At 74.1% G+C, this 25,959-nt stretch carries 16 protein-coding genes; 11 read left to right on the top strand and 5 right to left on the bottom strand.

Features of this window, described 5'->3' with window-relative positions:
• Positions 1–8: 8 nt before the first annotated feature.
• The 3 genes from prfB to ACZ6B1_RS07895 form a co-directional block, all read right to left on the bottom strand.
• Positions 9–1,115 (bottom strand): peptide chain release factor 2, encoded by a 1,107-nt coding sequence (gene prfB / locus ACZ6B1_RS07885; RefSeq protein ID WP_468775920.1) that lies wholly within the window; start codon positions 1,113–1,115, stop codon positions 9–11.
• Between the two features lie 81 nt (positions 1,116–1,196).
• Positions 1,197–2,423, bottom strand: coding sequence for a serine/threonine-protein kinase (locus tag ACZ6B1_RS07890; RefSeq protein WP_468775921.1), 1,227 nt, complete (start codon positions 2,421–2,423; stop codon positions 1,197–1,199).
• Between the two features lie 174 nt (positions 2,424–2,597).
• Positions 2,598–4,283, bottom strand: a complete 1,686-nt coding sequence (locus ACZ6B1_RS07895; RefSeq protein ID WP_468775923.1) for a serine/threonine-protein kinase — start codon at positions 4,281–4,283, stop codon at positions 2,598–2,600.
• Positions 4,284–4,679: 396 nt separating this feature from the next.
• On the opposite strand from ACZ6B1_RS07895, the gene ACZ6B1_RS07900 reads away from it, so the two are divergent.
• From ACZ6B1_RS07900 to ACZ6B1_RS07930, 7 genes are all read left to right on the top strand, one after another.
• A complete protein-coding gene (locus ACZ6B1_RS07900) occupies positions 4,680–8,300 on the top strand; it encodes an FHA domain-containing protein (RefSeq protein WP_468775925.1) in 3,621 nt (1,206 codons plus the stop codon).
• Positions 8,301–8,461: 161 nt separating this feature from the next.
• On the top strand, positions 8,462–9,841 hold the full coding sequence (locus ACZ6B1_RS07905) for an ABC transporter substrate-binding protein (RefSeq protein WP_468775927.1): 1,380 nt from the start codon (positions 8,462–8,464) through the stop codon (positions 9,839–9,841).
• Positions 9,842–9,848: 7 nt separating this feature from the next.
• Positions 9,849–11,192, top strand: coding sequence for a carbohydrate ABC transporter permease (locus ACZ6B1_RS07910; protein WP_468775929.1), 1,344 nt, complete (start codon positions 9,849–9,851; stop codon positions 11,190–11,192).
• A 91-nt stretch (positions 11,193–11,283) separates the two neighbouring features.
• Positions 11,284–12,195: a carbohydrate ABC transporter permease gene (locus ACZ6B1_RS07915; RefSeq protein WP_468775931.1), complete on the top strand. Its 912-nt coding sequence runs from the start codon at positions 11,284–11,286 to the stop codon at positions 12,193–12,195.
• 165 nt (positions 12,196–12,360) lie between these two features.
• Positions 12,361–14,613: a bifunctional glycosyltransferase/CDP-glycerol:glycerophosphate glycerophosphotransferase gene (locus ACZ6B1_RS07920; protein WP_468775933.1), complete on the top strand. Its 2,253-nt coding sequence runs from the start codon at positions 12,361–12,363 to the stop codon at positions 14,611–14,613.
• A gap of 125 nt (positions 14,614–14,738) precedes the next feature.
• On the top strand, positions 14,739–16,940 hold the full coding sequence (locus tag ACZ6B1_RS07925; RefSeq protein WP_468775935.1) for a bifunctional glycosyltransferase/CDP-glycerol:glycerophosphate glycerophosphotransferase: 2,202 nt from the start codon (positions 14,739–14,741) through the stop codon (positions 16,938–16,940).
• A 3-nt stretch (positions 16,941–16,943) separates the two neighbouring features.
• Positions 16,944–19,184: a bifunctional glycosyltransferase/CDP-glycerol:glycerophosphate glycerophosphotransferase gene (locus tag ACZ6B1_RS07930; RefSeq protein ID WP_468775937.1), complete on the top strand. Its 2,241-nt coding sequence runs from the start codon at positions 16,944–16,946 to the stop codon at positions 19,182–19,184.
• Between the two features lie 9 nt (positions 19,185–19,193).
• On the opposite strand, the gene ACZ6B1_RS07935 is transcribed toward ACZ6B1_RS07930, so the two are convergent.
• The gene (locus ACZ6B1_RS07935) at positions 19,194–19,607 is read right to left on the bottom strand and encodes an organic hydroperoxide resistance protein (protein ID WP_199210759.1); all 414 of its coding nucleotides are present in this window, start codon (positions 19,605–19,607) and stop codon (positions 19,194–19,196) included.
• A gap of 126 nt (positions 19,608–19,733) precedes the next feature.
• Between ACZ6B1_RS07935 and ACZ6B1_RS07940 the strand changes: the two genes are divergently transcribed.
• Entirely contained in the window at positions 19,734–20,243 is a 510-nt protein-coding gene (locus ACZ6B1_RS07940; RefSeq protein WP_468775939.1) for a MarR family winged helix-turn-helix transcriptional regulator, read from the top strand.
• Here ACZ6B1_RS07940 and ACZ6B1_RS07945 read toward each other — a convergent pair.
• Positions 20,191–21,750, bottom strand: coding sequence for a glycosyltransferase family 39 protein (locus tag ACZ6B1_RS07945; RefSeq protein WP_468775941.1), 1,560 nt, complete (start codon positions 21,748–21,750; stop codon positions 20,191–20,193). The two genes, ACZ6B1_RS07940 and ACZ6B1_RS07945, sit on opposite strands and share 53 nt — an antisense overlap.
• A gap of 142 nt (positions 21,751–21,892) precedes the next feature.
• On the opposite strand from ACZ6B1_RS07945, the gene ACZ6B1_RS07950 reads away from it, so the two are divergent.
• The 3 genes from ACZ6B1_RS07950 (at position 21,893) to galE (ending at position 25,862) form a co-directional block, all read left to right on the top strand.
• Entirely contained in the window at positions 21,893–23,164 is a 1,272-nt protein-coding gene (locus ACZ6B1_RS07950; RefSeq protein WP_468775943.1) for a glycosyltransferase 87 family protein, read from the top strand.
• A gap of 43 nt (positions 23,165–23,207) precedes the next feature.
• The gene (locus ACZ6B1_RS07955) at positions 23,208–24,818 is read left to right on the top strand and encodes a glycosyltransferase family 2 protein (protein ID WP_468775945.1); all 1,611 of its coding nucleotides are present in this window, start codon (positions 23,208–23,210) and stop codon (positions 24,816–24,818) included.
• A 63-nt stretch (positions 24,819–24,881) separates the two neighbouring features.
• On the top strand, positions 24,882–25,862 hold the full coding sequence (gene galE, locus ACZ6B1_RS07960; protein ID WP_468775947.1) for a UDP-glucose 4-epimerase GalE: 981 nt from the start codon (positions 24,882–24,884) through the stop codon (positions 25,860–25,862).
• The last annotated feature ends 97 nt before the right edge of the window (positions 25,863–25,959 follow it).

Below are 25,959 nucleotides of genomic sequence, written 5' to 3' on the forward strand. Positions count from 1 at the left end.
CGACAAAGTCACTTCTCCTGCTGCTTGCGCCAGCGAATGCCGGCCTCCAGGAACCCGTCGATCTCGCCGTTGAACACGGCCTCGGGGTTGCCCACCTCGTGCTCGGTGCGCAGGTCCTTGACCATCTGGTACGGGTGCAGCACGTAGGAACGCATCTGGTTGCCCCAGGAGTTGCCGCCGTCGCCCTTGAGGGCGTCCATCTTGGCCTGCTCCTCCTGCCGGCGCCGCTCCAGCAGCTTGGCCTGGAGGACGTTCATCGCGGTCGCCTTGTTCTGGATCTGCGACCGCTCGTTCTGGCAGGAGACGACGATGCCGGTGGGGATGTGGGTCAGGCGCACCGCGGAGTCGGTGGTGTTGACGCCCTGGCCGCCGGGACCGGACGACCGGTAGACGTCCACCCGCAGCTCGGACTCGTCGATCTCGATGTGGTCGGTCTGCTCGACCACGGGGAGGATCTCGACACCCGCGAAGGAGGTCTGGCGGCGGCCCTGGTTGTCGTAGGGCGAGATGCGCACCAGGCGGTGGGTGCCCTGCTCGACGGAGAGGGTGCCGTAGGCGTACGGCGCCTGCACGGCGAAGGTGGTGGACTTGATTCCCGCCTCCTCCGCGTACGACGTCTCGTAGACCTCGGTCTTGTAGCCGCGCTGCTCGGCCCAGCGCAGGTACATGCGCTGGAGCTTCTCGGCGAAGTCGGCGGCGTCGACGCCACCGGCCTCGGCACGGATGTTGACGAGCGCCTCACGGGCGTCGTACTCACCGCTGAGCAGCGTCCGGACCTCCATCTCGTCCAGCGCCTTGCGGACGAGGGTCAGCTCGGACTCGGCCTCGGCGCGGGTGTCCGGGTCGTCCTCCTCCTCGGCCATCTCGAAGAGGACGGCGAGATCGTCGATCCGGCCGCGCAGCCCTTCCGCCTTCCTGACCTCGGCCTGGAGGTGGGAGAGCTTGCTGGTGATCTTCTGCGCCTCGTCCGGGTTGTCCCACAGGGACGGCGCGGCCGCCTGCTCCTCGAGCACGGCGATGTCTGCCCTCATCGTGTCGAGGTCCAGGACGGCCTCGATCGACTCCATGGTCGAGGAGAGGGACTTCAGCTCTTCGGATACATCGACGACTGCCACGCATCCAGCGTAACGGCTCCGCCGAGCGGCCAGAGCAGAGTGGCCCGCCCGGACCCGTTCACGCGGGCCGGCGCCCGGGAGTCACGGCGTCGACGTGCTGTGGGTGCCCGCCGGGGGGTCGTCGTCGCCCGACGTCGCCGCCCACGCCCCCACGCCGATGGCCGCGGCCAGCACCACCCCCGCCACGCCCAGCGTGATCCGGCGCCGCCGCATCGCGGCCCGGTGCCGGGCCGAGCCCGGCCGGGGTGCCCCCGCCGCGCGCGGGGCCCGCGCCGTGCCGTGGGCTCCGCCCGCCAGCTCGTCCGGTGCCGGCACCCGCATCGAGGTGTGGGTGTCCCGGTTGGAGTCGGGTCTGGCGCCGGGCACCAGGGACACCGCGCCCCGCCGCCGTACCGGCTCGCCCCCGGCCGGGTCCTGGGCCACCTGGTCCTCGGCCTCGTCGGCGGACTCCGCGTCCGGCTCGTCCACGTCCAGCGGGGGCATGCCGGCCAGCAGGGGCAGCTGCTCCCGCAGCCGCGCCGCCAGCTCCGAGGCGCGCAACCGGGAGGCGGGTGCCTTGGCCAGGCACTGCACGAGGAGCTGCCACAGCTCCTCGGGGATGCCGGGCAGCGGCACGACGGTCTCGGTGACGTGCCGGCGCAGCACGGCCCCGGGGTGGCCGCCGCCGAACGGCGTGAAGCCCGCGAGGAGTTCGTAGAGGACCGTGGCCAGCGCGTAGATGTCCACGGCGGCGCGCGGCGGCAGCCCCTCGACGATCTCGGGGGCCAGGTAGTCCGGGGTGCCGATGATCTTCGTGGCGCGGGTCCGCTTCGGGGAGTCGATCAGCTTGGCCACGCCGAAGTCGGTGAGCAGCGCCGGGTGGGACCCGCCGGGGCCGAGCGGGCCCTGCATGTCCAGCAGGATGTTCTCGGGCTTCACGTCCCGGTGGACGACCCCGGCCGCGTGGGCGGCCGCGAGCCCGTCGGCGACGTCCGCGACGATCGCCACGGCCGACTCCGGCGCGAGCCGCCGCTCGCGCTCCAGGCGGGTGCGCAGGTCGGTGCCGCGCACCAGGTCCATGACCAGGGCCAGGTCGTTGCCGTCGACCACCAGGTCGCGCACGGAGACGATGTGCGGGTGCTCCAGGCCGAGCAGGGCGGTGCGCTCCTGCACGAAGCGCCCGACGAGCTCCTGGTCGGACGCGAGGTCCTCACGCAGCAGCTTGACCGCGACGGGCCCCTCCGGTCCCTCGCCCAGCCACACCGTGCCGGCGCTGCCCCGCCCCAGGATCTGGTTCGCGGTGTACCGGCTGCCGATCTTCCGTGCCAAGACTGCTCCTACCGACGCGTGTTGTCGCCGCTGCGTCATTCCGGGGGACGACCCCCGGACCCCCAGCCGACAGACCAGGACCCCCGGGCGACAAAACTACGCGTCGAGCGAGCCAACCTTCACCGCCGAGGCGGAAATCACCCGCCAGATGTCGACAAATTTCCAAACTGGCGTTCAGTTGCCGCTGCCGGAGGAGCTGTCGAGCTGCTTGATCCAGTCGCCCACCTGACCGGCCCAGTCACTGAGCTGCGCCCAGTAGCCCCGGCCCTGGCCGACCCAGGTGTGCAGCGGGGTCAGCTCCCAGACCAGCCAGCTCGCGACGACCAGGATGACGATCGTGAACAGGCAGCCCTTGAGGCAGCCGAGTCCGGGGATCTTCATCGGGTTGGCGCTGCGCTGCCGCGGCGCCCGGGGCTCGCGCGCGGGACGCTGCGGCTCCGGGGCGGGGGGCGCGTACCGCTGCGGCTGCCGTTGCGGCTGCCGTTGCGGGGCGTACTGCTGGGGCTGCTGGTCCGGGTAGCCGTATCCGGCGTGCGGCTGCTGCCTGCCGCGCGGCTGCGGCTGCTGCGGGCGCCCCTGCTGGGCCTGGCGCTGCTGCTGCGGCCGGGCGACCTGACGCTGGGGGCGGCGGCGCAGCGGATCCTCGTCGGGGTCGAGGTACTGGACCTGCGTCTGCTCGTTGCGGTCCCGGGCGGCGCGGAGCTGGTTCTGCCAGGGGTGCGGCTGGTCGGGCTGCTGTCCCTGCGGGCCGGTGTTCGGCAGCACCGCCGTCGGGTCCGCTGCGCCGGTGTTCGGCAGCACGGCGGTGGGGTCGGCGGCGCCGGCCGGGCCGCCGGTGTGCGGCAGCACGCTGGTCGCGGCGTTGGGGTCGTACGCCCCCTGGGGCGCGTTCGTCGGCAGCACCTGGGTGGGGTCGGCGGCGCCGGGCACCCCCGGGACGGCGGCCGGGGCCGGGTCGGGGGCGAGCAGGGCGCCCACGCCCTCGGCGGCGGCGATCTGCGCGGAGTTCGCGTGCACGCCGACGCCCTCGGCGACGACCCGCAGCCCGCGCGCGAGGTTCTCCGCGCTGGGCCGCTCGTCGGGGTTCTTGCTCAGGCAGCGCTCTATGACCGTCCACAGCGGGTCCGGGACGGTGGAGGGGCGGCGCGGCTCGGCGCTCAGGTGCTGGTGCAGCACTTCGAGGGCGCTGCCTCCGGAGAACGGCGGACGGCCGGTGACCAGCTCGTACAGCAGGATGCCGGCGCCGTACACGTCGACGGCGGAGGTCTGCGGGCGGCCCTCGGCGGACTCAGGCGCGACGTACGCGGGCGTGCCGACGAACTCGTGGGTGCGGGTCAGGCCCGGGGAGTCGGCGAGGCGGGCGATGCCGAAGTCGGTCAGCATCGGGTGCATCCGGCCCTCGTACTGCTGGAGCAGCACGTTGGCGGGCTTCAGGTCGCGGTGGACGACGCCGTCGGCGTGGCTCGCGGCGAGGGCGTCGGCGATCTGCGCGGTCATCAGCGCGGCGGCGACCGGCGTGAAGGGGCCGTTCTCGCGCAGATAGCGGTGCAGGTCGGGGCCGTCGACGAGGTCCATGACGAGGGCCAGCAGATCGCCCTCGACGACCAGGTCGCGGACCCGCACGATGTTCGGGTGGGTGAGCCGGAGCAGGACGGAGCGCTCACGCAGGAAGCGCATCACGATGTCCGGGTCGCTCGCCAGTTCCTCCTTGAGGACCTTGATCGCGACCGTCTCGCCCGGCTGGCCGGGCACGGCCGCCTCGGCCCCCGCCGTCTCGCGCTGGCGGGCACGCCAGACGGTGCCCGTGGCGCCGCGTCCGAGCGGCTCCTCGAGCAGGTACTTGCTGCCGACTGGCCGCACGTCACGCGCTCCCTGCTGCTTGCTTGCCGGTGTTCTGGTGTTCCGACCCACTGTAGTGCCGGTCCACAGGGCACTACGTAAGCGTTCCCGACGATGTTCGCCGGTCCGCCCGGACCCCGCCCGTCGGGGCCGTGGCTCCACGGGTCCTGGTTCGAAGGGAAGACGCTCGCCCCGGTCCCCTGGTTGCCAGGTGCCGTACGTGACCGATCTCAACTGATCATCGGCGCACCACTGGTCAGGCACTTTTGGGGGCAGAGCTGACCAATCAAGATCACTTGGCACCGGGTCGTGGGCACGTTGTCAGTGACAGGTGCGAGGATGCGTGCAGTACTGGCCGACGTGCTCGTGCGGGGGGTGGGGTAGTCCGCGCCCGGGCAGAAGGGACCGCTGACGGCGATGCAGATCCGGCTGACCGTCGTAGATCCGCTGGGCCCGTCCCCGCAGCGGGGCCGTGGCGTGAGCCGCGACGTGCTGGTGACGGCGCCCGCGGGCACGGATCTGGCCGCGGTGGCGTCGGGACTGGCCGCGGCGGTCGCCGGAGAGGCCGGCGCGGGCCGGGACACCGGCGGCGGCGCCCCGGTGGTGCTGTACGCGGGCGCGGAGCGGCTGGACGCACGCCGCCGCGTCCTGGGCGAGCCCCCGCTGGTCGACGGCGCCGTGCTGTCCCTGGGAGCTCCCGCGGCCCCCGAGCCGCATCCCGAGCTGGACGACGCCCCGACCCAGTTGCACGTGGTCGCCGGGCCGGACGCGGGCGGGGTCCATCTGCTGCACGGCGGCCGCATCACCGTGGGCCGTTCCGCCGACGCCGACGTCCCGCTGGACGACCCGGACGTCTCCCGGCTGCACTGCGCGGTCACGGTCGGCACCGACGGCCGGGTCTCGGTCACCGACCTCGGCTCCACGAACGGCACCGCCCTGGACGGCACGCGCGTGGGCGAGCGCCCGGTGCGGTTCCCCGCGGGCGCGCTGCTGCGGATCGGCGAGTCCGCCCTGCGGGTTACGCCGTCCGGGGGGCCCGGGGCGCGCACGGCGACGGTGCCGGACGGAGAGGGGCGCCTGCGGGTGCTCCCGGGCGAGCCTGAGGGGCACGTCCGCGTGGAGCCGCCGGCCGCCGGGAGCGGCATGGACCCGGCCGGGCCCACCCGGCACTCGTACGGCTCGGCGGACCACGGCGCCGGTCACGACCCGGACCACGACCGCGTGGAGCCGCTCGTGGTGCCCGGGCAGGCCGGGGCGCCGAGCGCGGAGAGCCTGGGCGCCCCGTCCGGCGCGGGCGGCGGGGACACGCACGCCGGACGGCACGGCGCCGCCGCTCACGCCCGTACGGCGTTCCCGGTGGACACCGACGACGACCGGGGCACCCGCAAGGGCACGCCGCTGCGGGGCACCGATGTCCCGCCGGGGGTGCGGCGGCGCGGTGGGCTCGGCGCGTGGGCGCGCCGGCTGACGGGCGGACGCGGGGAGCAGCCGGCCGCCGGGCCCGAGGAGTACGGCACGGTGCCCGGCGGGACCGCCGCCGAGAGCACCGGCGCCGCCCAGCGAGCCGAGACCTGGCCGGATCCGGCCGCGCTGCTGCTGACCGCGCTGGGCCCGGGGCCCCGGCTGTGGGAACGGGGGCCGGGGCACCCGGAGGCGCTGGCCGTGCGGCTCGGCACGGCCGACCGCGGCGCGCCGGACGGTTCGGGCGTGCTGCCCGCCGTGCCGGTGACGGCCGCGCTGCGCGAGGCGGGCGCACTGGGCCTGGCGGGGCCGCGCCCCCGGCTGTCCGGGCTGGCCCGTGCGGTGCTGGCCCAGCTCGCCGCGCTGCACTCCCCCGACCTGCTGGAGATCGTGCTGATCAGCGCGGACCGCGCCCGTCCGGTGGCCGAGCGCACGGCCGAGTGGTCCTGGCTGGGCTGGCTGCCGCACGTCCGTCCCGGCCACGGCCAGGACTGCCGCCTGCTGCTCGCCCACGACCGCGAGCAGGCGGCGGCCCGCACGGAGGAACTGCTGCGGCGGGTGGAGGAGTACGCGGCGACGGGCCGGGGCACGGCCCAGCCGGCCTCGCCCCGGACGGCTCCGGCTCCGGTGGAGCACGGCCCCCATGAGACGGGCTCCACCGGGCGGACCGCCACCGCCTCCGTACCGGGTCCGCGTCAGCACGACGCCTACGCAGACGCCCCCCAGGACGCGTTCCCGGACCTGGTCTTCCCCGCCGGCCCGGCCTCCGCCACCGGCACGGCGTTCGGCACGGCGGCCTCTTTCACCGCGCCGGCGGGCAGCCATGCCGGACCGGGCGCGGCCCGCGACGCCGCCCCGGCCCCGCCGACCGCCTCCGGTCCCGCGGACGCCCGGTCCGGAGCGTCCGCGCGCCGTCCCTCGTGGGCCAGGGAGGACGCCGGGCCGGCCGGAGCGGGCGGCTTCCCGGGTCCGTACACGGTCGTCGTCGTGGACGGGGACCCCGGAGGCGCGGCCCTGCGGGAGTCCCTGGCGCGGCTGGCCGTGGCCGGACCGCGGGCCGGCATCCACGTGGTGTGCCTCGCCGAGACCGAGCCCGCCTCCCCCGCCTCGCCCGTGACCCGGACCTACGAGGCCGCCTGCGAGGTCACGCCCACCTTCCGGCACTGCGGGGCCGTCGCCCTGCTCGGCGGTGACGTCGCCGGCGCGCTCCATCTGATGCGGGTCGCGCCCACCGGCCCGGTAGGCCCGGGCACCCTCGCCACCGTCGACGCCGTCTCCCCCGCCTGGGCCGAGCGGTTCGCGCGGGCCCTGGCACCGCTGCGGCCGGACGGCCCGCTCGCCGAACCGCACGCGCGCGTGGCCGTGCCGCTGCCGGCGTCCGCGCGACTGCTGGACGAGTTGGGGCTGGCCCGCGCCACCCCGGCCTCGCTGATGGCCCGCTGGGCGGACGCGGCCGACGACACGGCGTCCCCGGCCGGCCGGGCCAGGGCGGTGCTGGGTGCCGGGCCGCACGGACCGCTCACCGTCGACCTGGTGGCCGACGGGCCGCATCTGCTGATCGAGGGGCCGGCCGGCAGCGGCCGTACCGAGCTGCTGCGGACGGTGGCCGCCTCGCTCGCCGCGGCCGAGCGGCCGGACCGGCTGAGCATGGTGCTGATCGACGGCCGGGACGGCGTCGGCACCGGCGCGGGGCGCGGCGAAGGACTGCGCGTCTGCACGGACATACCCCATGTGACGACCCATCTCATCGCCAACGACCCCGTGCGCATGCGGGAGTTCGCGCAGTCGCTGACCGCGGAGCTGAAGCGGCGCGCGGAGCTGCTGGGCCGGACGGACTTCGCCCAGTGGCACACCGGGGGCGGGATGCCGGGCCGGATCGTCGCACAGCGCTCCCCGAACGGCCGGACGGTCGCCGGACCGGATGCCGGCCCGGCGGATTCGACGGGGGACATAGAGGCGCCGCCCAGTTCCACGCTGCGGCTGCGGCCCGGCGCCGCCGCGCGGCAGCGCGCCGAGGCCGCGCCGCCGCTGCCCCGGCTCGTGGTGGTCGTCGACGACCTGGACGCGCTGGTCTCCCCCGCGCTCGGCTCGCCGGGCCGCCCCGCCGCCGGGTCGGTGCTGCGGGCGCTGGAGGCGGTGGCCCGGGACGGCGAGCGGCTCGGGGTGCACCTGGTGGCCACGGCCGGCACGGGCGGCCGTACGGCGGAGACGGAACCGGCCAGGCGGGCCACCCTGCGCATCGCGCTGGACGCGCCGTCCACCGGGCGCACCGGCTCCGCTCCTGCCGAGCGGGGCGGCGAACCCGGCGGTGAACCGGCGCCGGGGCGGGGCCGGCTGACGTACCCGGACGGACGGGCGGTCGGCTTCCAGGGCGGCCGGGTCACCGGCCGTATACCGCGCACCGCGACCCAGCGGCCCACGGTGGTGCCGCTGGAGTGGCAGCGCATGGGCGATCCGCCGGCCCGCCGGCCGGTGCGGGAGCTGGGCAACGGCCCGACCGACCTGGCTCTGCTGGCCAGTGCGGTGCAGCGGGCGGCCCGTGAGGTCGCCGCGGCCCAGGTGCCCTCGCTGCTCTGACGGCCCGCCCGGAAGCCACGCATACCCCGCTGATCACGAGCCGGTCACGATGGGCCGCTGGACGGCGCAGGCGCTCTTGCCGCCTCCGTCCGGCCCGGCGTAGACCGGACCGGACGGGACAGAGTTCCGACGTTCAACGGAGAACGACGAACGGGGAAGTGATGCGCAGCAACAGCGGCACCATCCGGACACACAGGGCCGTCACCACGCTCGCCGCCCTGCTCGCGGGAGCCCTCGCGCTGACCGCCTGCTCCGGCGGCGACAGCGACAAGAAGGGCGACGGCGACACGGGCGGCGGGGCCATCGGCTCCACCCTCGACCTGCCGAAGCTGAACGGCGCGAAGCTGGAGGTCGCCGCCGTCTGGACCGGCACCGAACAGGCGAACTTCAAGAAGGTGCTCGCGGAGTTCGAGAAGCGCACCGGCGCGAAGGTGACGTTCGTGCCCGCCCAGGACCCGATCATCAACTTCCTGGGCTCCAAGATCGCGGGCGGTCAGCCGCCGGACGTGGCGCTGCTGCCGCAGCCGGGCGCGATCAAGCAGGCCGTGCAGAAGGGCTGGGCGAAGCCGCTCGGCGCGGACGCGCTCAAGGAGCTGCGGAAGAACTACTCGCAGGGCTGGCAGGACATCGGCAAGGTCGACGGCAAGAGTTACGGCGTCTACTACAAGGCCGCCAACAAGTCGCTGATCTGGTACAACGCCAAGGCCTTCGAGAACGCGGGCGCCAAGGAGCCCAAGAGCTGGCAGGACCTGCTGACCACCGCGCAGGCGGTGTACGACTCCGGGGTCACCCCGTTCTCGGTCGGCGGCGCCGACGGCTGGACGCTGACGGACTGGTTCGAGAACGTCTATCTGTCCCAGGCCGGCCCGGAGAAGTACGACCAGCTCGCCCAGCACAAGATCAAGTGGACCGACCCGTCGGTGAAGCAGGCGCTCACCACGCTCGCCCAGATCTGGGGCAAGAAGGACTACGTTGCGGGCGGCGCGGACGGCGCGCTGCAGACCGAGTTCCCGGCCTCCGTCACCCAGACCTTCACCGGCGGCGACCAGCCGAAGGCCGCCATGGTCTACGAGGGTGACTTCGCGCAGGTCAACATCGGCGACACCAAGGCGAAGGTGGGCACGGACGCGAAGGTGTTCCCGTTCCCCGCCGTGGGTTCCGACGCGCCGGTGGTCTCCGGCGGTGACGCGGCCGTCGTGCTGAAGGACTCCAAGGCGGCCCAGGCCCTGGCCACCTTCCTGGCCTCCCCGGACGCGGCGACCATCCAGGCCAAGCTCGGCGGCTACCTCTCGCCGAACAAGAACGTGGCGGAGTCGGCGTACCCGAACGAGGTGCAGCGCACCATCGCCAAGGCGCTGATCGCCTCCGGCGACGACTTCCGTTTCGACATGTCCGACCAGGCCCCGCAGGCGTTCGGCGGCACCCCCGGCAAGGGCGAGTGGAAGGACCTGCAGGACTTCCTGAAGAACCCGAAGGACGTCGCCGGCACCCAGGCACAGCTCGAGAAGGACGCGGCGGCCGCGTACGGGAACGGGAGCTGATCCGGCCATGGCGTCGGCAGCGGCGGCCGGGACCCCACCGGGCCCGGCCGCGCCCAAGAGCCGCAAGAGCGTGACCGGCACCCGCCGGACCGTGGCAGCGCTGTTCCTGCTGCCCGCCCTGGTGCTGCTCGGCGCGCTCGTGGTCTACCCGATCGGGTACTCGGTCGTCCGCAGTTTCTACAACGCCTCCGGCGACGGCTTCGCCGGGCTCGACAACTACAAGGCGCTGTTCACGGACGACGGCATCCGCACCGCCCTGAAGAACAACATCGTCTGGGTGGTGTTCGCCCCCACGGTCTCCACCGCGCTCGGTCTGATCTTCGCGGTGCTGACCGAACGGGTCCGCTGGGGAACGGCGTTCAAGCTGGTCGTCTTCATGCCGATGGCGATCTCGATGCTGGCGGCCGGGATCATCTTCCGGCTGGTGTACGACCAGGACCCGGACAAGGGCGTCGCCAACGCGGTGTGGGTCGGGGTCCACGACACCTTCGCCCAGTCGTCGGCGTTCCCGAAGGCGCACCCGGGCCGTGAATCGCCGCTGAAGGCGGACGCGGGCGGGTTCATCACCTCGGCCCCCGTGCACGCCGGACAGCCGGTCACGCTCCCGCTCGTCGGGGTGGCGCCGGACCAGATGCCGGACGGCGCGAAGAAGGCCGTGGCCGCCGGGGCCGAGCCGGGGAAGGTCACCGGCACCACCTGGCAGGACTTCACGCGCGGCAAGGGCGTCGGCAGGCTGGGTTCGCCCGACCCGTCCGAACTGGGCTACGCCGGGATGCGGATCGAGGCGGTGAAGGACGGCAAGGTGGTGGCCTCCGCCGAGGCCGCCGGCGACGGCACCTTCACGCTGCCCGCGTCGGCCGACGGGGCGCTGCTCCGGCTGCCGTCGAGCAACTTCAAGGAGCCGTACAACGGCGTCGACTGGCTCGGTCCGGCGCTGGTCACCCCGGCCGTCATCGGGTCGTACGTGTGGATGTGGGCGGGCTTCGCGATGGTGCTGATCGCGGCCGGGCTCGCAGGCGTGCCCCGGGAACTGCTGGAGGCGGCGCGCGTGGACGGCGCCAACGAGTGGCAGGTGTTCCGCAAGGTCACCGTGCCGCTGCTCGCGCCGGTCCTCGCGGTGGTGGTGGTCACGCTGATGATCAACGTGCTGAAGGTCTTCGACCTCGTCTACATCATCGCCCCGGGCTCCTCCCAGGACGACGCCAACGTGCTGGCCCTGGAGCTCTACCGCAAGGGCTTCGCGGAGGGCCAGCCCGGCATCGCCAGCGCGATCGCGGTGTTCCTGCTGCTGCTGGTGATACCGGTGATGCTGTTCAACGTCCGTCGGCTCCGGCGGGAGGTGCGGCGATGAGGACGCGTGCGCCTCGGTACGGCCGGGGGTCCTGGGGTCGTCCCCCGGGAGGACACAGCAACGTCCGTCGGCTGCGGCGGGAGGTGCGGCGATGACGGCGACTGCCGGAAGGATCGGGAAGGTGACATCCACCGACACGGCCGTGCGGGCCCGGCAGTCGCTGGCCGCGCGGATCACCGGGCGGCTCAGCGGCGGACTGGTCCGCTTCTTCCTCCTCCTCGTGGGCCTGTTCTGGCTGGTGCCGACCATCGGCCTGCTCATCTCCTCGCTGCGCGCGCCGGAGGCCATGAGCGCGAGCGGCTGGTGGCAGGTGTTCGCCAAGCCGTCCCAGCTGACCTTCGACAGCTACCAGAAGCTGCTGGAGAACGGCGACATCACCAACTCCCTGGTGAACACCGTGCTGATCACGGTCCCGGCGACCATCCTGGTCGTGGTGATCGGCTCGCTCGCGGGCTACGCGTTCGCGTGGATGGAGTTCCCCGGCCGGGACTGGTGGTTCCTCGGCGTGGTCAGCCTGCTGGTGGTGCCGGTGCAGGTGGCGCTGATCCCGATCGCCGAACTGTTCGGCAGCATCGGCCTGTTCGGGACCATCCTCGGGGTGATCCTGTTCCACGTCGGCTTCGGCCTGCCGTTCGCGGTCTTCCTGCTGCGCAACTTCTTCGCGGAGATCCCCAGGGAACTCCTCGAGGCGGCCCGTCTGGACGGCGCCGGTGAACTGCGACTGTTCACTCGGGTGGTGATGCCGCTCGGCGGGCCCGCGATCGCGAGCCTCGGCATCTTCCAGTTCCTGTGGGTGTGGAACGACATGCTGGTCGCGCTGGTGTTCACCAAGTCCGGCTCGCAGCCGATCACCGTCGCCCTGCAGACGCAGGTACGGCAGTTCGGCAACAACATCGACGTGCTGGCTCCCGGCGCGTTCATCTCGATGGTGATCCCGCTGGCCGTGTTCTTCGCGTTCCAGCGGCAGTTCGTGTCCGGCGTGATGGCGGGCGCGGTCAAGTAGGAGCACGACGGCGGAACTGGGAGGGGCGGGCCAGCCGGGGTCCGCCCCTCGGCGCGTAGCTGGCGCGTTCGCCCTGTCCCCCGAACGCCGTACGCACCGTAACCAATTCACTCCATCGGCCGTTCCCGGGCCAGACGCCCGTGCCGACCGACCCATGGATGTCCCGTGCCCAGGTTCACAGTGATTGTCCCCGCGTACCAGGTCCAGGCGTATCTGTCCGAGTGTCTGGACTCGGTGCTCTCCCAGTCGTACCCCGATCTCGAACTGATCGTCGTGGACGACTGCTCCCCGGACGCCTGCGGCGCGATCGCCGACGAGTACGCGGCCCGCGACGCCCGGGTGGAGGTCGTCCACCTCAAGGAGAACCAGGGCCTGGGCCGCGCCCGCAACACGGGCATGGCCCGGGCGACGGGCGACTACCTTCTCTTCCTGGACAGCGACGACACGCTCACCCCGGGCGCGCTGCGCGCGATCGCCGACCGGATCAAGGAGACGGACGAGCCGGATCTCCTGGTCTTCGACTACGCGCGCACCTTCTGGAACGGCGAGGCGGTCCGCAACCAGGTGTCCGCCCCCCTGACCCAGCGGGGCCCGGCGCCGTTCCGCCTGGAGGACCGCCCGGGGCTGCTGCGGGTGCTGATGGTCGCCTGGAACAAGGCGTACCGGCGGGAGTTCGTCGAGGAGCGGGGCTTCGCGTTCCCGCCCGGCTACTACGAGGACACCCCCTGGACCTTCCCGGCCCTGATGGCGGCGGAGTCGATCGCCACCCTGGACCGGGTGTGCGTGCACTACCGGCAGCGCCGGCAGGGCAACATCCTGGGCACCACCAGCCGCAAGCACTTCGACGTCTTCGAGCAGTACGACCGGGTGTTCGCCTACGTCGAGCGGCATCCCGAACTCGATCGCTGGCGGGCGGAGTTGTTCGGCCGGATGATCGACCACTACGTCACGGTCCTCAGCCGCCGGGACCGGCTGCCGCGCGGCAGCCGCGCCGAGTTCCTGCGCCGGGCCCGGTCCCACCACCGCCGCTACCGCGTCCCCGGCGCGGTGCCGGCCCGCTCCCGGCTGCGGCACGCCCTGGTCCGCTTCGGCCTGCACCGCACCTTTGGCGCCCTGCGACTGGCCGCGGCCCTCCGGCGTCGCTCGCTGAAGCACGCGCTGAGGCTCACCCGCGCCCTCCGGGCCGGCGCGCTCCGGCTGCACTACGGGATCCAGCTCCGCCTGCCGCTGCGCGCCGACCGCGCGGTGTTCGCCGCCCAGGAGGGGCCCGGCGGCGGGCCGGGCGCGCTGGAGGAGGCGTTCCGCACGCACGCCCCGCACATCCGCACCGCCTGGATCGCCCGCCCGGAACACCAGCACGCGATTCCGCCGGGTCCGCGCCGGCTGCTCCCGGGCACGGCCGGTTACTGGACGGCGCTGGCCCGCTCCAAGTACCTGGTGCACGACGGCCACTTCGGCCCCGGACTGCGCAAACGCCCGGGCCAGGTCTTCGTCCAGACCGAGCAGGGCACCCCGCTGGGGCACCGGGGCCTGGACCTGCAGGAGCGTCCGGCGGCCGCCCGGGGCACCGACTTCGAGGAGCTGCTGCGGGCCGTCGACCAGTGGGACCACGTGCTGTCCGGCAACCGGCACACCACCCTGACCTGGGAGCGGGTGTACCCGGGCCGCTACACCACGCTGGAGTACGGCTCGCCGCGCAACGACGTGTTCCAGCGGGCCACTTCGGCGGACGTGGACCGGCTCCGCGAGTCGCTGGGCGTACCGGAGGGCGCGGTCGCCGTCCTGTACGCGCCCGCGCACCGCGACCACCGCCGCACCCAGCGCCCGCTGCTCGACCTGGAGCGGATCCAGCGCCGGCTCGGTCCTCGCTTCGTGGTCCTCGACCGCTCCACCGCCCCGCGCGGCGGCTCCGCCGGGGCGGACGGCCGGATCATCGACGTCTCCGGGCACCCGGACGTGGCGTCCCTGTGCCTGGCCTCGGACGCGCTGCTCACCGACTACTCGCCCCTGATGTTCGACTACGCGTGCCTGGACCGGCCGATCGTCGTGCACACCGGGGACTGGGACACCTACGCGCCGATCCAGGGCGTCTACTTCGACCTGCGGGCCTTCCCGCCGGGCGCGGCCGCCACAGGCGAGGACGAGCTGATCGACGTCTTCGCCACCGGCCGGTGGCGCGACTCCGGCTCCGGCCGGCTGCGGGCGGCCTTCCGGGAGCGGTTCTGCCCGTACGACGACGGGCACGCCGCCGAGCGGGTCGTGCGGCGGGTCGTGCTGGGCGAGACGGAGGGGCGGCCGGCGTTCGTCCCGCTCGCCGAGCGCAGGCCGGTGCCGTCGGCCGCGGCGGCGCTCGCACGTTCCCCGCTCGTCACCGTGCCGCAACCTTCCGGCCCGCACACCGTCACCGAGAGCCGCTGAACAGCGTTGTTCCTTCCGGGAGTTCCCATGCCCCTCAGTACGACGCGGCCCACTCCGGTCCGGCCGTCCACCTGGCGTCCCACCGGACGGCCGCGTCGCGTCGGCAAGACAACGGAAAGAGCAGAATGCCCCGCTTCAGCATCATCGTTCCGTCCCACGGGGTCGCCGGCCGGCTGTCCCAGGCGCTGGACTCGGTCCTCGGCCAGTCCTTCGGCGACCTCGAGCTGATCCCGGTCTGCGACGCGCCGGACTCCCCGGCCGCCGCGGTGGCCGCCGCGCACGCCGAGCGGGACTCCCGGGTGGCCCCGGTCCACTCGCCGCCGTCGGCCGGGCTGAGCGGGGCGCGCAATGCCGGAATGCGAGCGGCGGGCGGCGCGTACGTGCTGTTCCTCGACGGCGACGACCTGCTGCTGCCGGGTGCGCTGGCGGCCCTGGACGCGCGGCTGACCGAGACCGCGGGCGTCGACGTGCTGTACGCCGAGCACGAGCGGACCCCCTGGTGGGAGGGCGAGCCGGGCAACCCGGCCGCGCCGCTGCTGGCGAAGGCGCCGAAGGGGGCCTTCACCCCGGACCGGTTCCCGGAGCTGACCGGCGTGCGGCTGCCGGTGTGGGGCACCGCCTACCGCCGGACCTTCCTCACCGAGCACGGACTCCTCTTCCCCGAGGGCCACTTCACCGACCTCGGCTGGAGCGGGCTGACCGGCATCGCCGCCGGGCGGATCGCGGTGCTGCGCCGGGTCGTCGTACGGCACCGGTCCCGCCGCCAGGGCAGCCGGCTCAATCTGCCCGGGCCGCACCAGCACACCCTGCTGGACCAGGTGGAGCTGGTGCTGACCCGGGCGGCCGTGGCGGGGGTGTCCGCCGAGCGGGCGCGGGCCCTGTTCGACCAGCTCTTCGCACAGGTGCTGAAGACGGCGTCCCGCCCGGAGCGGCTGCCCTCCGGGCACCGCGCGTTCTTCCGCCGGGCCGGGCGGCTCCACCGCAAGCACCGGCCGGCCGGCCATCACCCGCCCGCGGGCAGCCTGGGGGTGCAGCACCGGCTCCTGGCGACGGGCGCGTACACCGCGTTCCGGGCGCTGCGGGGCGCCAATCGGGTGGCGTCCCGGTCGGCCGAGCGGCTGCCGCGCCCGCGCATGCTGCGCACCCGGCTGCGCTACGCCCGTGACCTGCGCCGGCCCCTGGATCCCCGGCTCGCGGTGTTCTGCGCGTACTGGGGCCGGGGATACGCCTGCAACCCTGCCGCCATCCACGCCAAGGCCCGGGAACTCGCCCCGCACATCCGCTCGGTGTTCCTGGTCGAGGCGGACCAGGCCCATGCGATGCCGGAGGGCGTCGACCACGCGGTGATCGGCTCCCGCCGCTACTGGGAGGTGCTGGCCCGCGCCAAGTACCTGGTCAACAACGCCAACTTCGCCGAGGGCGTGGTGAAGCGGCCGGGCAGCGTGCATCTGCAGACCCAGCACGGCACCCCGCTGAAGACGATGGGGGTGGACCAGTCGACGTACCCGGTGGTGGCGGCGCGGTCCGGCAGCTTCACGAAACTGCTGGGCCGGGTGGACCGCTGGGACTTCAACCTGTCCTCCAACAGCCACTCCACTCAGATGTGGGAGCGCGCCTTCCCCGGCTCGTACGAGCACCTGGAGTACGGCTATCCGCGCAACGACGTCTACTTCACGGCGACCGCCGACGACGTCGCCCGCGTCCGCAGGGAACTGGGCGTGCCCGAGGGGGCCACGGCCGTGCTGTACGCGCCGACCCACCGCGACCACCACACCGGTTTCGAGCCCGGCCTGGACCTGGAGGCGTTCTGCGAGGCGGCCGGCGAGGACGTCGTCGTCCTGCTGCGTGCCCACTACTTCTACGACCTGGGGCGCCCGGCGGGCTCCGGCCGGGTCATCGACGTCACCGCGCACCGCTCCTCGGAGGACGTGTGTCTGGCGGCGGACGCGCTGGTCACCGACTACTCCTCGATCATGTTCGACTACGCCAACCTGGACCGGCCGATCGTGGTGTACGCCGACGACTGGGAGGTCTACCGGGAGACGCGGGGCGTCTACCTCGACCTGCCGGCCGAGCCACCGGGGCCGGTCGCCCAGACCCCCGGCGAGCTGGCCCGGGTCTTCCGTGACGGCTCCTGGGCGGGCGCGGAGTCCACGGCCCTGCGGGCCGCGTTCCGGGAGCGGTTCTGCCAGTTCGACGACGGGCGGGCCGCCGAACGCGTCGTTCGGCGGGTGCTGCTCGGCGAGCCGCCGGAGGCGATCCCGCCGGTGATCCCGCTCGCGGAGCGCGTCCCCGCCCCCGCCGCCGCGACCCTCGTGAGGAGCTGACCCGTGCCCCGTCTCAGTCTCATCGTCCCCTGTTTCAAGGTGCAGGGCTTCCTGCGCGAGTGCCTGGACTCGGTGCTGCGGCAGTCCTTCGGCGACTTCGAGCTGATCGCCGTGGACGACCGTTCCCCGGACGGCTGCGGCGCGATCCTGGACGAGTACGCGGCCCGTGACCCGCGGGTGAAGGTGCTGCACCTGCCGGAGAACGTGGGTCTCGGCCGGGCCCGCAACGCCGGGCTGCCGCACGCCACCGGCGACTACCTGTTCTTCCTGGACAGCGACGACACGCTCACCCCGGGCGCGCTGCGCGCCATGGCCGACCGGCTGGCGGAGGCCGACGACCCGGACGTGCTGGTCTTCGACTACGCCCGCACCTACTGGTGGGGCGGCACCCGGCGCAACGCCCTGGCGCACGTGCTCGCCGAGGCCGGCGCGGAGACCTTCACGGCCGCCGGCCGGCCGGAGATCCTGGACCTGCTGATGGTGGTGTGGAACAAGGTCTACCGGCGCGACTTCGTCGAGGAGAACGGCTTCGAGTTCCCGCCCGGGTACTACGAGGACACCCCCTGGACCTTCCCGGTGATGCTCAGCGCCCGGCGGATCGCCGCGCTGGACCGGATCTGCCTGAACTACCGGCAGCGCAGGCAGGGCAACATCCTGTCCACCACCAGCCGCAAGCACTTCGACATCCACGACCAGTACGAGCGGGTCTTCGCCTTCGTGGACGGGCGCCCGGAGCTGGCGGGCTGGCGGCCGTACCTGCACCGCAAGATGGGCGAGCACTGCCTGGACATCCTCGCCAAGCCCGACCGGCTGCCGCCGTCGGACCGGGCCGAGTTCTTCCGGCGCACCGCGGAGATGTTCCGCCGGTACCGGCCCGAGGGCGCCCTCGTGGACGGTGAGGTCGCCGAGCTGGAGGGCGGCTACCCGCGGTATCTGCTGAAGCGGCAGGCGGGGCGGGCCGGGCGCGAGGCCGTACGGCGGGCGGGGCCGGCCCGGCGGGCCGCCGGCGCCCGGGCCCGGCGCGGCTGGGCCGGGCTGCACGCGCACCGGCCGCTGGACGAGGACCTGGTGGTGTACTCGGCGTCCTCGCACCGGGGTGTGCTGGGCGATCCGGCCGCCGTCTACCGCAAGGCACTGGAGATCGCCCCGCGGTTGCGCGGGGTGTGGGTGGTGCGCGACGAGGAGGCCGCCGGGCGGCTGCCGGCCGGCGTCGAGCACGTGCTGGTGGACTCACGTCGCTGTCTGGAGATCACCGCGCGCGCCAAGTTCTTCGTCAATGACGTCAACTGGCCCGGCACGCTGGCGAAGCGGCCCGGCAGCGTGCACATCCACACCCATCAGGGGACCCCGCTGAAGTACATGGGCGCCGATCTGTTGGACAAGCCCGGCGCCCGGCTGGGCTTCGACGTGCCGCAGATGCTGCGCCGGGCCGACCGCTGGGACTACAGCCTGGTCGCCAACCGTCATTCGGAGCTGGTCTGGGAGCGGGCCTACCCCTGCCACTTCACCTCGGTGCGCACCGGCAGCCCGCGCAACGACGTGCTGGTCGGCGCGGCCGCGGGGGCGGGCGCCGGCTTCCGGCTGCGGCACGGCATCCCGGCGGACCACACGGTGGTGCTGTACGCGCCGACCCGCCGGGACTACCGGCGCGGCGGGCACGTGGACCGGATCGACCTGGCCCGGTTCGCGGCCGGCCTCGGCGAGGGCAGCACGCTCGTGGTCCGGCTGCACCCGACCCTGGCGGCCGGTCCGGCGCGCGGCATGGGCCTGACCGAGCTGGCCCGGCGCGGGGTGGTGGTCGACGCGACGGACGAGCCGCACGTCGAGGAGGTGATGCTCGCCTCGGACGCGCTGGTCACGGACTACTCGGCCCTGATGTTCGACTACGCCGTCCTGGACCGGCCGATCGTGGTGCACGCCGACGACTGGGCCGCGTACACGGCGAGCCGGGGCGCCTATCTCGACATCACCGCGGAGGCGCCCGGCCATGTGTCCCGCTCCCACCGTGAGCTGGTCCGGCTGTTCACGTCCGGCGCGTGGCGGGACGAGGAGTCGGAGCGGCTGCGGGCGGACTTCCGGGCCCGGTTCTGCGAGTTCGACGACGGGCGGGCCGCCGAGCGGGTGGTACGGACGCTGCTGCTCGGCGAGTCCATGCCGGCCGGGCCGGGGTCCGTGCGGATCCCCGGCCAGGCGGTCGGCGGCGAACTGCCGGCCCCGGAGGCGAGGCCGGCACGTCGCCGGTGACGGGTCCGGCTACTCGATGACGAGGTCGACCTCGATGTTGCCGCGGGTGGCGTTGGAGTAGGGGCAGACCTGGTGGGCGGTCTCGACCAGCTTGCGGCCGGTCGCCTCGTCCACGGTCTCGGGCAGCTCCACGCGCAGCGTCACCTTCAGGCCGAAGCCCTCACCCTGCTTGCCGATGCCGACCTCGGCGGTCACCGCGGCGTCGGTGACGTCGACCTTCGCCTGACGGCCGACGAGGCCGAGGGCGCTGCCGAAGCAGGCGGCGTAACCGGCGGCGAAGAGCTGCTCCGGGTTGGTGCCCTGGCCGTCGCCGCCCAGCTCCACCGGCGGGGCCAGCTTGACGTCGATCTTGCCGTCGGAGGAGACGGCACGACCGTCGCGGCCGTGGGTGGCGGTGGCGACAGCGGTGTAGAGCGCGTCCATGAAGACCATCCCTCTGAAAGTCGTTTGCGTTTCGGCGGCTCCGGTCGGGGCCGCCTCACGGTCCCAAGTAGAGCACACAATTAAGTTGCGCACAACTGAATGGCTTGAAAGGGCTACCCTGGAGCCATGAGCGCCTCGCCGACCCCGCCGACCCCGTCGGTCACCGACGCCGCCCCGGACTCCGAGTGGCTGCGGCTGGACCGCCAGATCTGCTTCTCCCTGAACGCGGCGTCCCGCGCCTTCAACGGCGTGTACCGCGTGATCCTCAAGGACCTCGGGCTCACCTACCCCCAGTACCTGGTGCTGCTCGTGCTGTGGGAGCACGGCGAGCTGCCGGTGAAGAAGCTCGGGGAGCATCTGCGGCTCGACTCCGGGACGCTGTCGCCACTGGTCAAGCGGCTCGAGGCGGCCGGTCTTGTCACGCGCGAGCGCAGCGCGCACGACGAGCGTTCGGTGCAGGTGCGGCTGACCGGGCAGGGCACGGCGCTGCGCGAGCGGGCCCTCGAGGTGCCGCGCCGCATCGCGGCGGCCACGGGCTTCGAACTGGCGGAGATCGGCGAGCTGCGCGAGCGCCTGGACCGGCTCACCGGCGCGCTGGACGCGGCGGCACTGATGGAGGCACCGGGGCCCCACTGAGGCCGGGGAGGACCCGGCGGACGTAGAGCCGCACGGCCACCTCACCCTGCACGGACTCATCGGCCGGCGTGAACTCCCCTGCCAGTACGGCGGATTTCGTCCGCTCGACAGGGCTGCCCGGCCTCCACCGCCCGGCCAGCAGATCCCGGTCGGCGACCACCCAGACGCGCTCCAGCCGGGCCATCCGGTGACGCAGGCTCAGCGGTCCCTCCTCCCGCCCGTAGAGGGTCCCGGACTCGGCGGCCGAATCCGCCAGCGCCAGGTCCCGTGCGCCGCGGAAGGCCTCCGGGTAGGCGAGGGCCGCGTTCCGCGTCTGCGCCGGCAGGAACAGCACGGGGTCCCCCGGGCGCAGCCTCCGGTCGGCGGCCCGGGCGACGGCGGCCAGGTCGTCGGGGCGACGGGCCGGGTCGCGGTCGGCGCGCAGCAGGGGGAGCTGGTGGGTGAGGGCCAGGAGGACGGCGACGGCACCGGCCAGGGTGGCGAGCGGGGTGCGGTCCCGGAGCGACAGCAGCCGGTCGGCCCCGGCGGCCACCAGCAGCGGCGCCCCCGACAGGGCGTAGAGCACATACCGGTCGACGTACAGCGGCGACACCTGCGACACCAGCATCAGCGCGAGCGGCGGCACCACGGCCAGCGGCGCGGCGACCCCCGCGCACGTCGGCTCCCCGCGCCGTCCGGCCGGCCCCAGGAGCGCCACCAGGGCCAGGCCGAGGCACACCCAGAACACACCGTCCGTCGGTCCGAGGAACGTGCGCAGCAGCCCCAGGGCCGTCGCCCGCGTCGGCGGTCGCAGCCAGGCCACCTGTGCCGACTGGGCCCGGGACACGAGCACCAGCGGCAGCAGCCCGAGCCCTGCCACGGCCGCCGCGCACCCCCAGCCGCGCCACACCCGCGGCCCCACCCGGGTCAGCGCCAGGGACAGCGCGTGGGCGGGCAGCAGCAGCACCGCGAACTCGTGCAGCCAGCAGGTGAGGGCGACGACCGTGCCGTACGCCCACCAGGAACCGCCGCGCAGGGCCCGCACGAACAGCAGCGTCGCCGCCGTGGCGCCGGCCGCGACCAGCGCGTACGAGCGACCCTCCTGGGCGTAGTGACCGGCCATCGGGGAGACGGCGTACAGCAGTCCGGCCCAGAGCCCGACGCGCGGCCGCGCCAGCCGGGCGCCGAGCGCCGCGACCAGGCCGGCGGTCACCGCCGCCGCGCACACGGACGGCAGCCTGAGGACGACCTCACCGGGGTGGACGGCCAGGACGGCGTGCGCGAGGAGGTAGTACAGCCCGTGCACCGCGTCCACGCCGTGCAGCAACCGCCAGATCTGCGGCACCGTGCGGCGGGCCACCTGGAAGGTGACGGCCTCGTCGCGCCACATCCCGCCCCGGTCGAGCCCCCAGCAGCCGAGCGCGAGCATCACCAGCGCGGGCGCGCACACGGCGGCGGCCCGCCGGACGCGGGCCGGGGGCCGGCCGGGTCCGCCCTTCCGGGCGGCGGCCGGCCCGGCGGCCGCCACCGCCCTTTCCCCGTACGGCCGCGGTTTCAGAGGAGACCCGAGGTTCACCACAGCCCGATCTTTTGCGATTAGCCAACCTTTGCCGGTGAATGACGGCGTATCGGCATGAATACACCATCCGCCCGGATTAGGCTCCCGCGTGATGAAGCGTCTCCGTGTCACCCCCGGCCCGGTCCTCGCACTCACCGCCGTCTGGCTCGTCACCCGCGCCCTGATGTCGTGGCTGCTCACGCACGACAGTTCGCCCCTGCTGGGCGGGGGCGCGGTGCCGCGCGAGGTGTGGCGTCTGTACTTCCACTGGTACGGCGTGCTGTCCCACGGCGCCTTCCCGGCCCACGACAGCACCTGGCAGTACCCGCCGGGCGCGGGCGTGGTGCTGCTGGCGCCGGGCCTGCTGCCGTGGCTGACGTACTTCCAGTCGTTCGTGGCGCTGGCACTGGCCGCGGACGCGCTGATCGCGGTGGCCCTGGTCCGGGCCGGGACGCGCCCCGGCGGGAGCCTGCTCGGCGCGAGCCTGTGGACCTGCGGTCTGCCGCTGCTGCTGCACATCCCGCTCGCCCGGTACGACGTGCAGGTGACCGCGCTCGCCGTGGCCGCCCTGCTGTCGTCGGGGCGCTCCCCGCGCGCGGGCGGTGTTCTCGCGGCGCTGGGCGCGCTGGTGAAGGTGTGGCCGGCGCTGGTGCTGCTGGGCATGCCCCGGGGTCCCGCCACCCGCAGGGCGTGGGGCTGGGCGACGGCCGGCGGAGGGCTGGGATTCGCCCTTCTCGCCCTCTCGTTCAGCGATCCGCTGGCGTTCCTGCGGGAGCAGGGCGGACGGGGCGTGCAGATCGAGTCGCTCGGCGGCACCGCGCTCAACCTGGCGCGCCATGCCGGCTGGCCCGGCCGGACCCGCTACCAGTACGGCGCGATCGAGCTGGTCGGCCCGTATGTGCACGCCGTGGCCACGCTCTCCCTCGGGCTCACGGCGGCCGCGTTCGCGCTGCTGGTGCTGTGGCGGCTGCGGGCGCGGCACTGGAGCCCGGCCACGCCGTACGACGCCGCGCTCGCCGCGGTGCTGCTGTTCACCGTCACCAGCCGGGTCATCAGCCCGCAGTACCTGATCTGGCTGCTGGGCCTGGCCGCCGTGTGCCTGACCTCCCGGCACACCAGCCAGCGCCCGGTGGCCGTGCTGCTGCTCGCGGCGAGCGCGCTCAGTTCGCTGGCCTACCCGATGCTCTACCGCGAGGTGGTGGGCGGCACCTGGACCGGCTGCCTGCTGATGCTGGCCCGCAACGCGCTGCTGGCGGCGGCCGCCGTACTGTCGTTCGTCCGGCTGTGGCGCTCGCCCCGGCCGCCGGCCGGAGAGCACGCTCCCCCGCCACGGCTCCGCCCGGACTCCGACCGCATCCCGGATCGAGCACTGAGCGGCCTGTAACGGGGTAATACAGACTTTCCTGCATTTCCGGCCCGTGGACCCCATGAGTACAGATACGCGAGACCCGCACCCGGCACCCCAGGTCGGTGTCGTCGTCATCGGCTACGACGACGCCGCCCACGTCGCCGACGCCGTACGCTCTGCGCTCCGCCAGGGGCCGGCCGTCGGCGAGGTGGTCGCCGTGGACGACTGCTCGACGGACGGCAGCGGCGAGCTGCTGGAGCGGCTGGCCGCCGGGGAGCCCCGGCTGCGGGTGGTACGCCGCAGCGTGAACAGCGGCGGCTGCGGCAGCCCGCGCAACACCGGGATCGACGCGGTGACGATGCCGTACGTGATGTTCCTCGACAGCGACGACGTGCTGCCGCCCGGCGCGGTGGAGGCGCTGCTGGGGGCCGCCACCGAGGCGCGCGCCGAGGTCGCGGGCGGGCTCTGCGTGCGCCGGGAGCTGCCCTCCGGGCGCGAACAGCCGTGGCAGGCGGTGCTCTACACGGCGCCCGCAGTCCTTGCGCGCCCCTCCCAGCGCCCCCGCCTCGTCCACGACACCCTGTGCGTCAACAAGCTGTACCGGACCGGCTTCCTGCGCGAGCACGGCATCCGCTTCCCCGAAGGCCGCTTCCTCTACGAGGACTTCGTCTTCACCGCGCGCGTGCTGGCCGCCGCGCCGCGCGTCGCGCTCGTACCGGACCGCGTATACGTGTGGCACGTGCGCCGGTCGGCCGAGCGGCTCTCGCTCTCCCTGGACCGCGAGGACATCGGCAACTGGCGGGCGCGCACGCAGGCGTGCGCGCTGGCGTACGACATCCTGCTGGGCGCCGGGCAGAAGGTGCTGGCACGGGCCGCGCGGGCCAAGTTCCTCGACCACGAGCTGCGTATGTACGCGCGCGAACTGGGCTTGCGCGACGCGCACTACCGGCGCGCGTGGTGGGCGCACACCCGCGAGTACCTGGCGCGCTACGACGCCGCCGACTGGGAGCTGAACCCGGCGGCCCCCGGACGGCTGCTCGGCCGGGTCGTCGTGGAGTCGCCCGAACCGCGCGACCTGCCCCGCCTCAGGGAACTCGCCGCCCGCCCGGCCCGGTTGCTCCCGCCCTACGCCCGCACCGCCGACGGCACGCCCGTCTGGTCCCCCGAGCTGCCCCAGGTCACCCTCGCGCCCCTGCTCGCCCAGCCGACCGGCCTCCTCCCCCTCGCGCTGGACGCGGAACTGCGCCCGCGCGCGCGGGACACCCGGCTGCGTCTGCGGCTGCACGAGCTGTACGGACGGCTGGCCGCGGCCGGACCGCGGGAGCTGGACGTGGAGTGGCGGTCCCGGCAGGACGGGCGCACGGCCCGGCGCGTCACGACGGCCCTGGTGCCCGCGGAAGCGGAGAGCTGGTCGGCCGAGGTACCCGTCGACCTGGCCGCGCTCGGGGCGGGCACCTGGGACCTGCGGCTGATCGTGCGGTTCGCGGACGGCGCGGCCCGCGAGGTCACCGCGCACGCTCCAGCGGGCGCCGGCCGGCACCGCCGGCACGCCGTCCCGAGCGCCCGGCACGGCGTGCTGCTGGCCCAGCCGTACGCCACCCACTCCGGCGCCCTGGCACTGCGCGTCGCGACCGGGGCACACGGAGTCATGGCAGTGGCCCGCAACCGGCTGCGCCGCCTGCTTCACTGACAACCACGGGACCCAAGAGCCGCCGGCCACCACCGGCCGGCCACCGACGAGGGGACGGTCGCAATGACCTGGCTGATCACCGGCGGAGCCGGCTACATCGGGGCGCACGTCGTCCTCGCGATGGCCGAGGCGGGCGAGCGGACCGTGGTCTACGACGACCTGTCCACCGGCGTGGCCGAGCGTGTGCCGGACGAGGTGCCCCTGGTGCGGGGCTCGATCCTGGACGCCGGGACCGTGGCCCGTACGCTCGCCGCGCACCAGATCACGGGCGTCGTCCACCTGGCGGCGAAGAAGCAGGTGGGCGAGTCGGTGGAGCACCCGCTGCGGTACTACCGGGAGAACGTGGAGGGCCTGCGCGTCCTCCTGGAGGCGGCGGTGGCGGCCGAGGTCACGTCCTTCGTGTTCTCCTCGTCCGCCGCGGTGTACGGCATGCCGGACGTGGACCTGGTCACGGAGGAGACCCCCTGCCTGCCGCTCTCCCCCTACGGCGAGACCAAGCTCGCGGGCGAGTGGCTGGTCCGCGCGACCGGCCGGGCGACCGGACTCGCGACCGCGTCCCTGCGCTACTTCAACGTTGCGGGCGCGGCCGCCCCCGCGCTGGCCGACACGAGCGTCTCCAACCTCGTCCCCATGATCTTCGAGAAACTCACCGAGGGCGTGTCCCCGCGGATCTTCGGCGACGACTACCCGACCCCCGACGGCACCTGCGTCCGCGACTACATCCACGTGGCCGACCTGGCCGAGGCCCATGTGACGGTCGCCCGCGCCCTGCGCTCCGACCCGGGCCGTGACCTGACCCTCAACATCGGCCGCGGAGAGGGCGTGTCGGTCCGCGAGATGATCGACCGCGTCAACGCGGTCACCGGCTACGACCGCCCCCCGACCGTCACCGCCCGCCGCCCCGGCGACCCGGCCCGCGTGGTGGGCTCCGCCGACCGCATCGGCACCGAACTGGGCTGGCGGGCCAAGCGCGACGTCCAGGACATGATCACCTCGGCCTGGGAGGGCTGGACGCACCTGCACCCGGAGGCCGCGCGCTCCTAGGGCACTCCTGGACTCCTGAGCCCTGGATTCCTGGCCCCTGCCCCTGGACTCCCGGCCCCTGCCCCTGGACTCCTGGGCCGGTGAGGCCCCTGGGCTC

It is taken from the genome of Streptomyces sp. NPDC041129 (assembly GCF_055592265.1).

Excerpts from the sequence above, each read along its gene's own strand:
- ACZ6B1_RS07900 (WP_468775925.1), top strand. The coding sequence starts at position 4,680 with ATGCAGATCCGGCTGACCGTCGTAGATCCGCTGGGCCCGTCCCCGCAG.
- ACZ6B1_RS07905 (WP_468775927.1), top strand. The coding sequence starts at position 8,462 with ATGCGCAGCAACAGCGGCACCATCCGGACACACAGGGCCGTCACCACG.
- ACZ6B1_RS07910 (WP_468775929.1), top strand. The coding sequence starts at position 9,849 with ATGGCGTCGGCAGCGGCGGCCGGGACCCCACCGGGCCCGGCCGCGCCC.
- ACZ6B1_RS07915 (WP_468775931.1), top strand. The coding sequence starts at position 11,284 with ATGACGGCGACTGCCGGAAGGATCGGGAAGGTGACATCCACCGACACG.
- ACZ6B1_RS07925 (WP_468775935.1), top strand. The coding sequence starts at position 14,739 with ATGCCCCGCTTCAGCATCATCGTTCCGTCCCACGGGGTCGCCGGCCGG.
- ACZ6B1_RS07935 (WP_199210759.1), bottom strand. The coding sequence starts at position 19,607 with ATGGACGCGCTCTACACCGCTGTCGCCACCGCCACCCACGGCCGCGAC.
- ACZ6B1_RS07940 (WP_468775939.1), top strand. The coding sequence starts at position 19,734 with ATGAGCGCCTCGCCGACCCCGCCGACCCCGTCGGTCACCGACGCCGCC.
- ACZ6B1_RS07950 (WP_468775943.1), top strand. The coding sequence starts at position 21,893 with ATGAAGCGTCTCCGTGTCACCCCCGGCCCGGTCCTCGCACTCACCGCC.
- ACZ6B1_RS07955 (WP_468775945.1), top strand. The coding sequence starts at position 23,208 with ATGAGTACAGATACGCGAGACCCGCACCCGGCACCCCAGGTCGGTGTC.
- galE (WP_468775947.1), top strand. The coding sequence starts at position 24,882 with ATGACCTGGCTGATCACCGGCGGAGCCGGCTACATCGGGGCGCACGTC.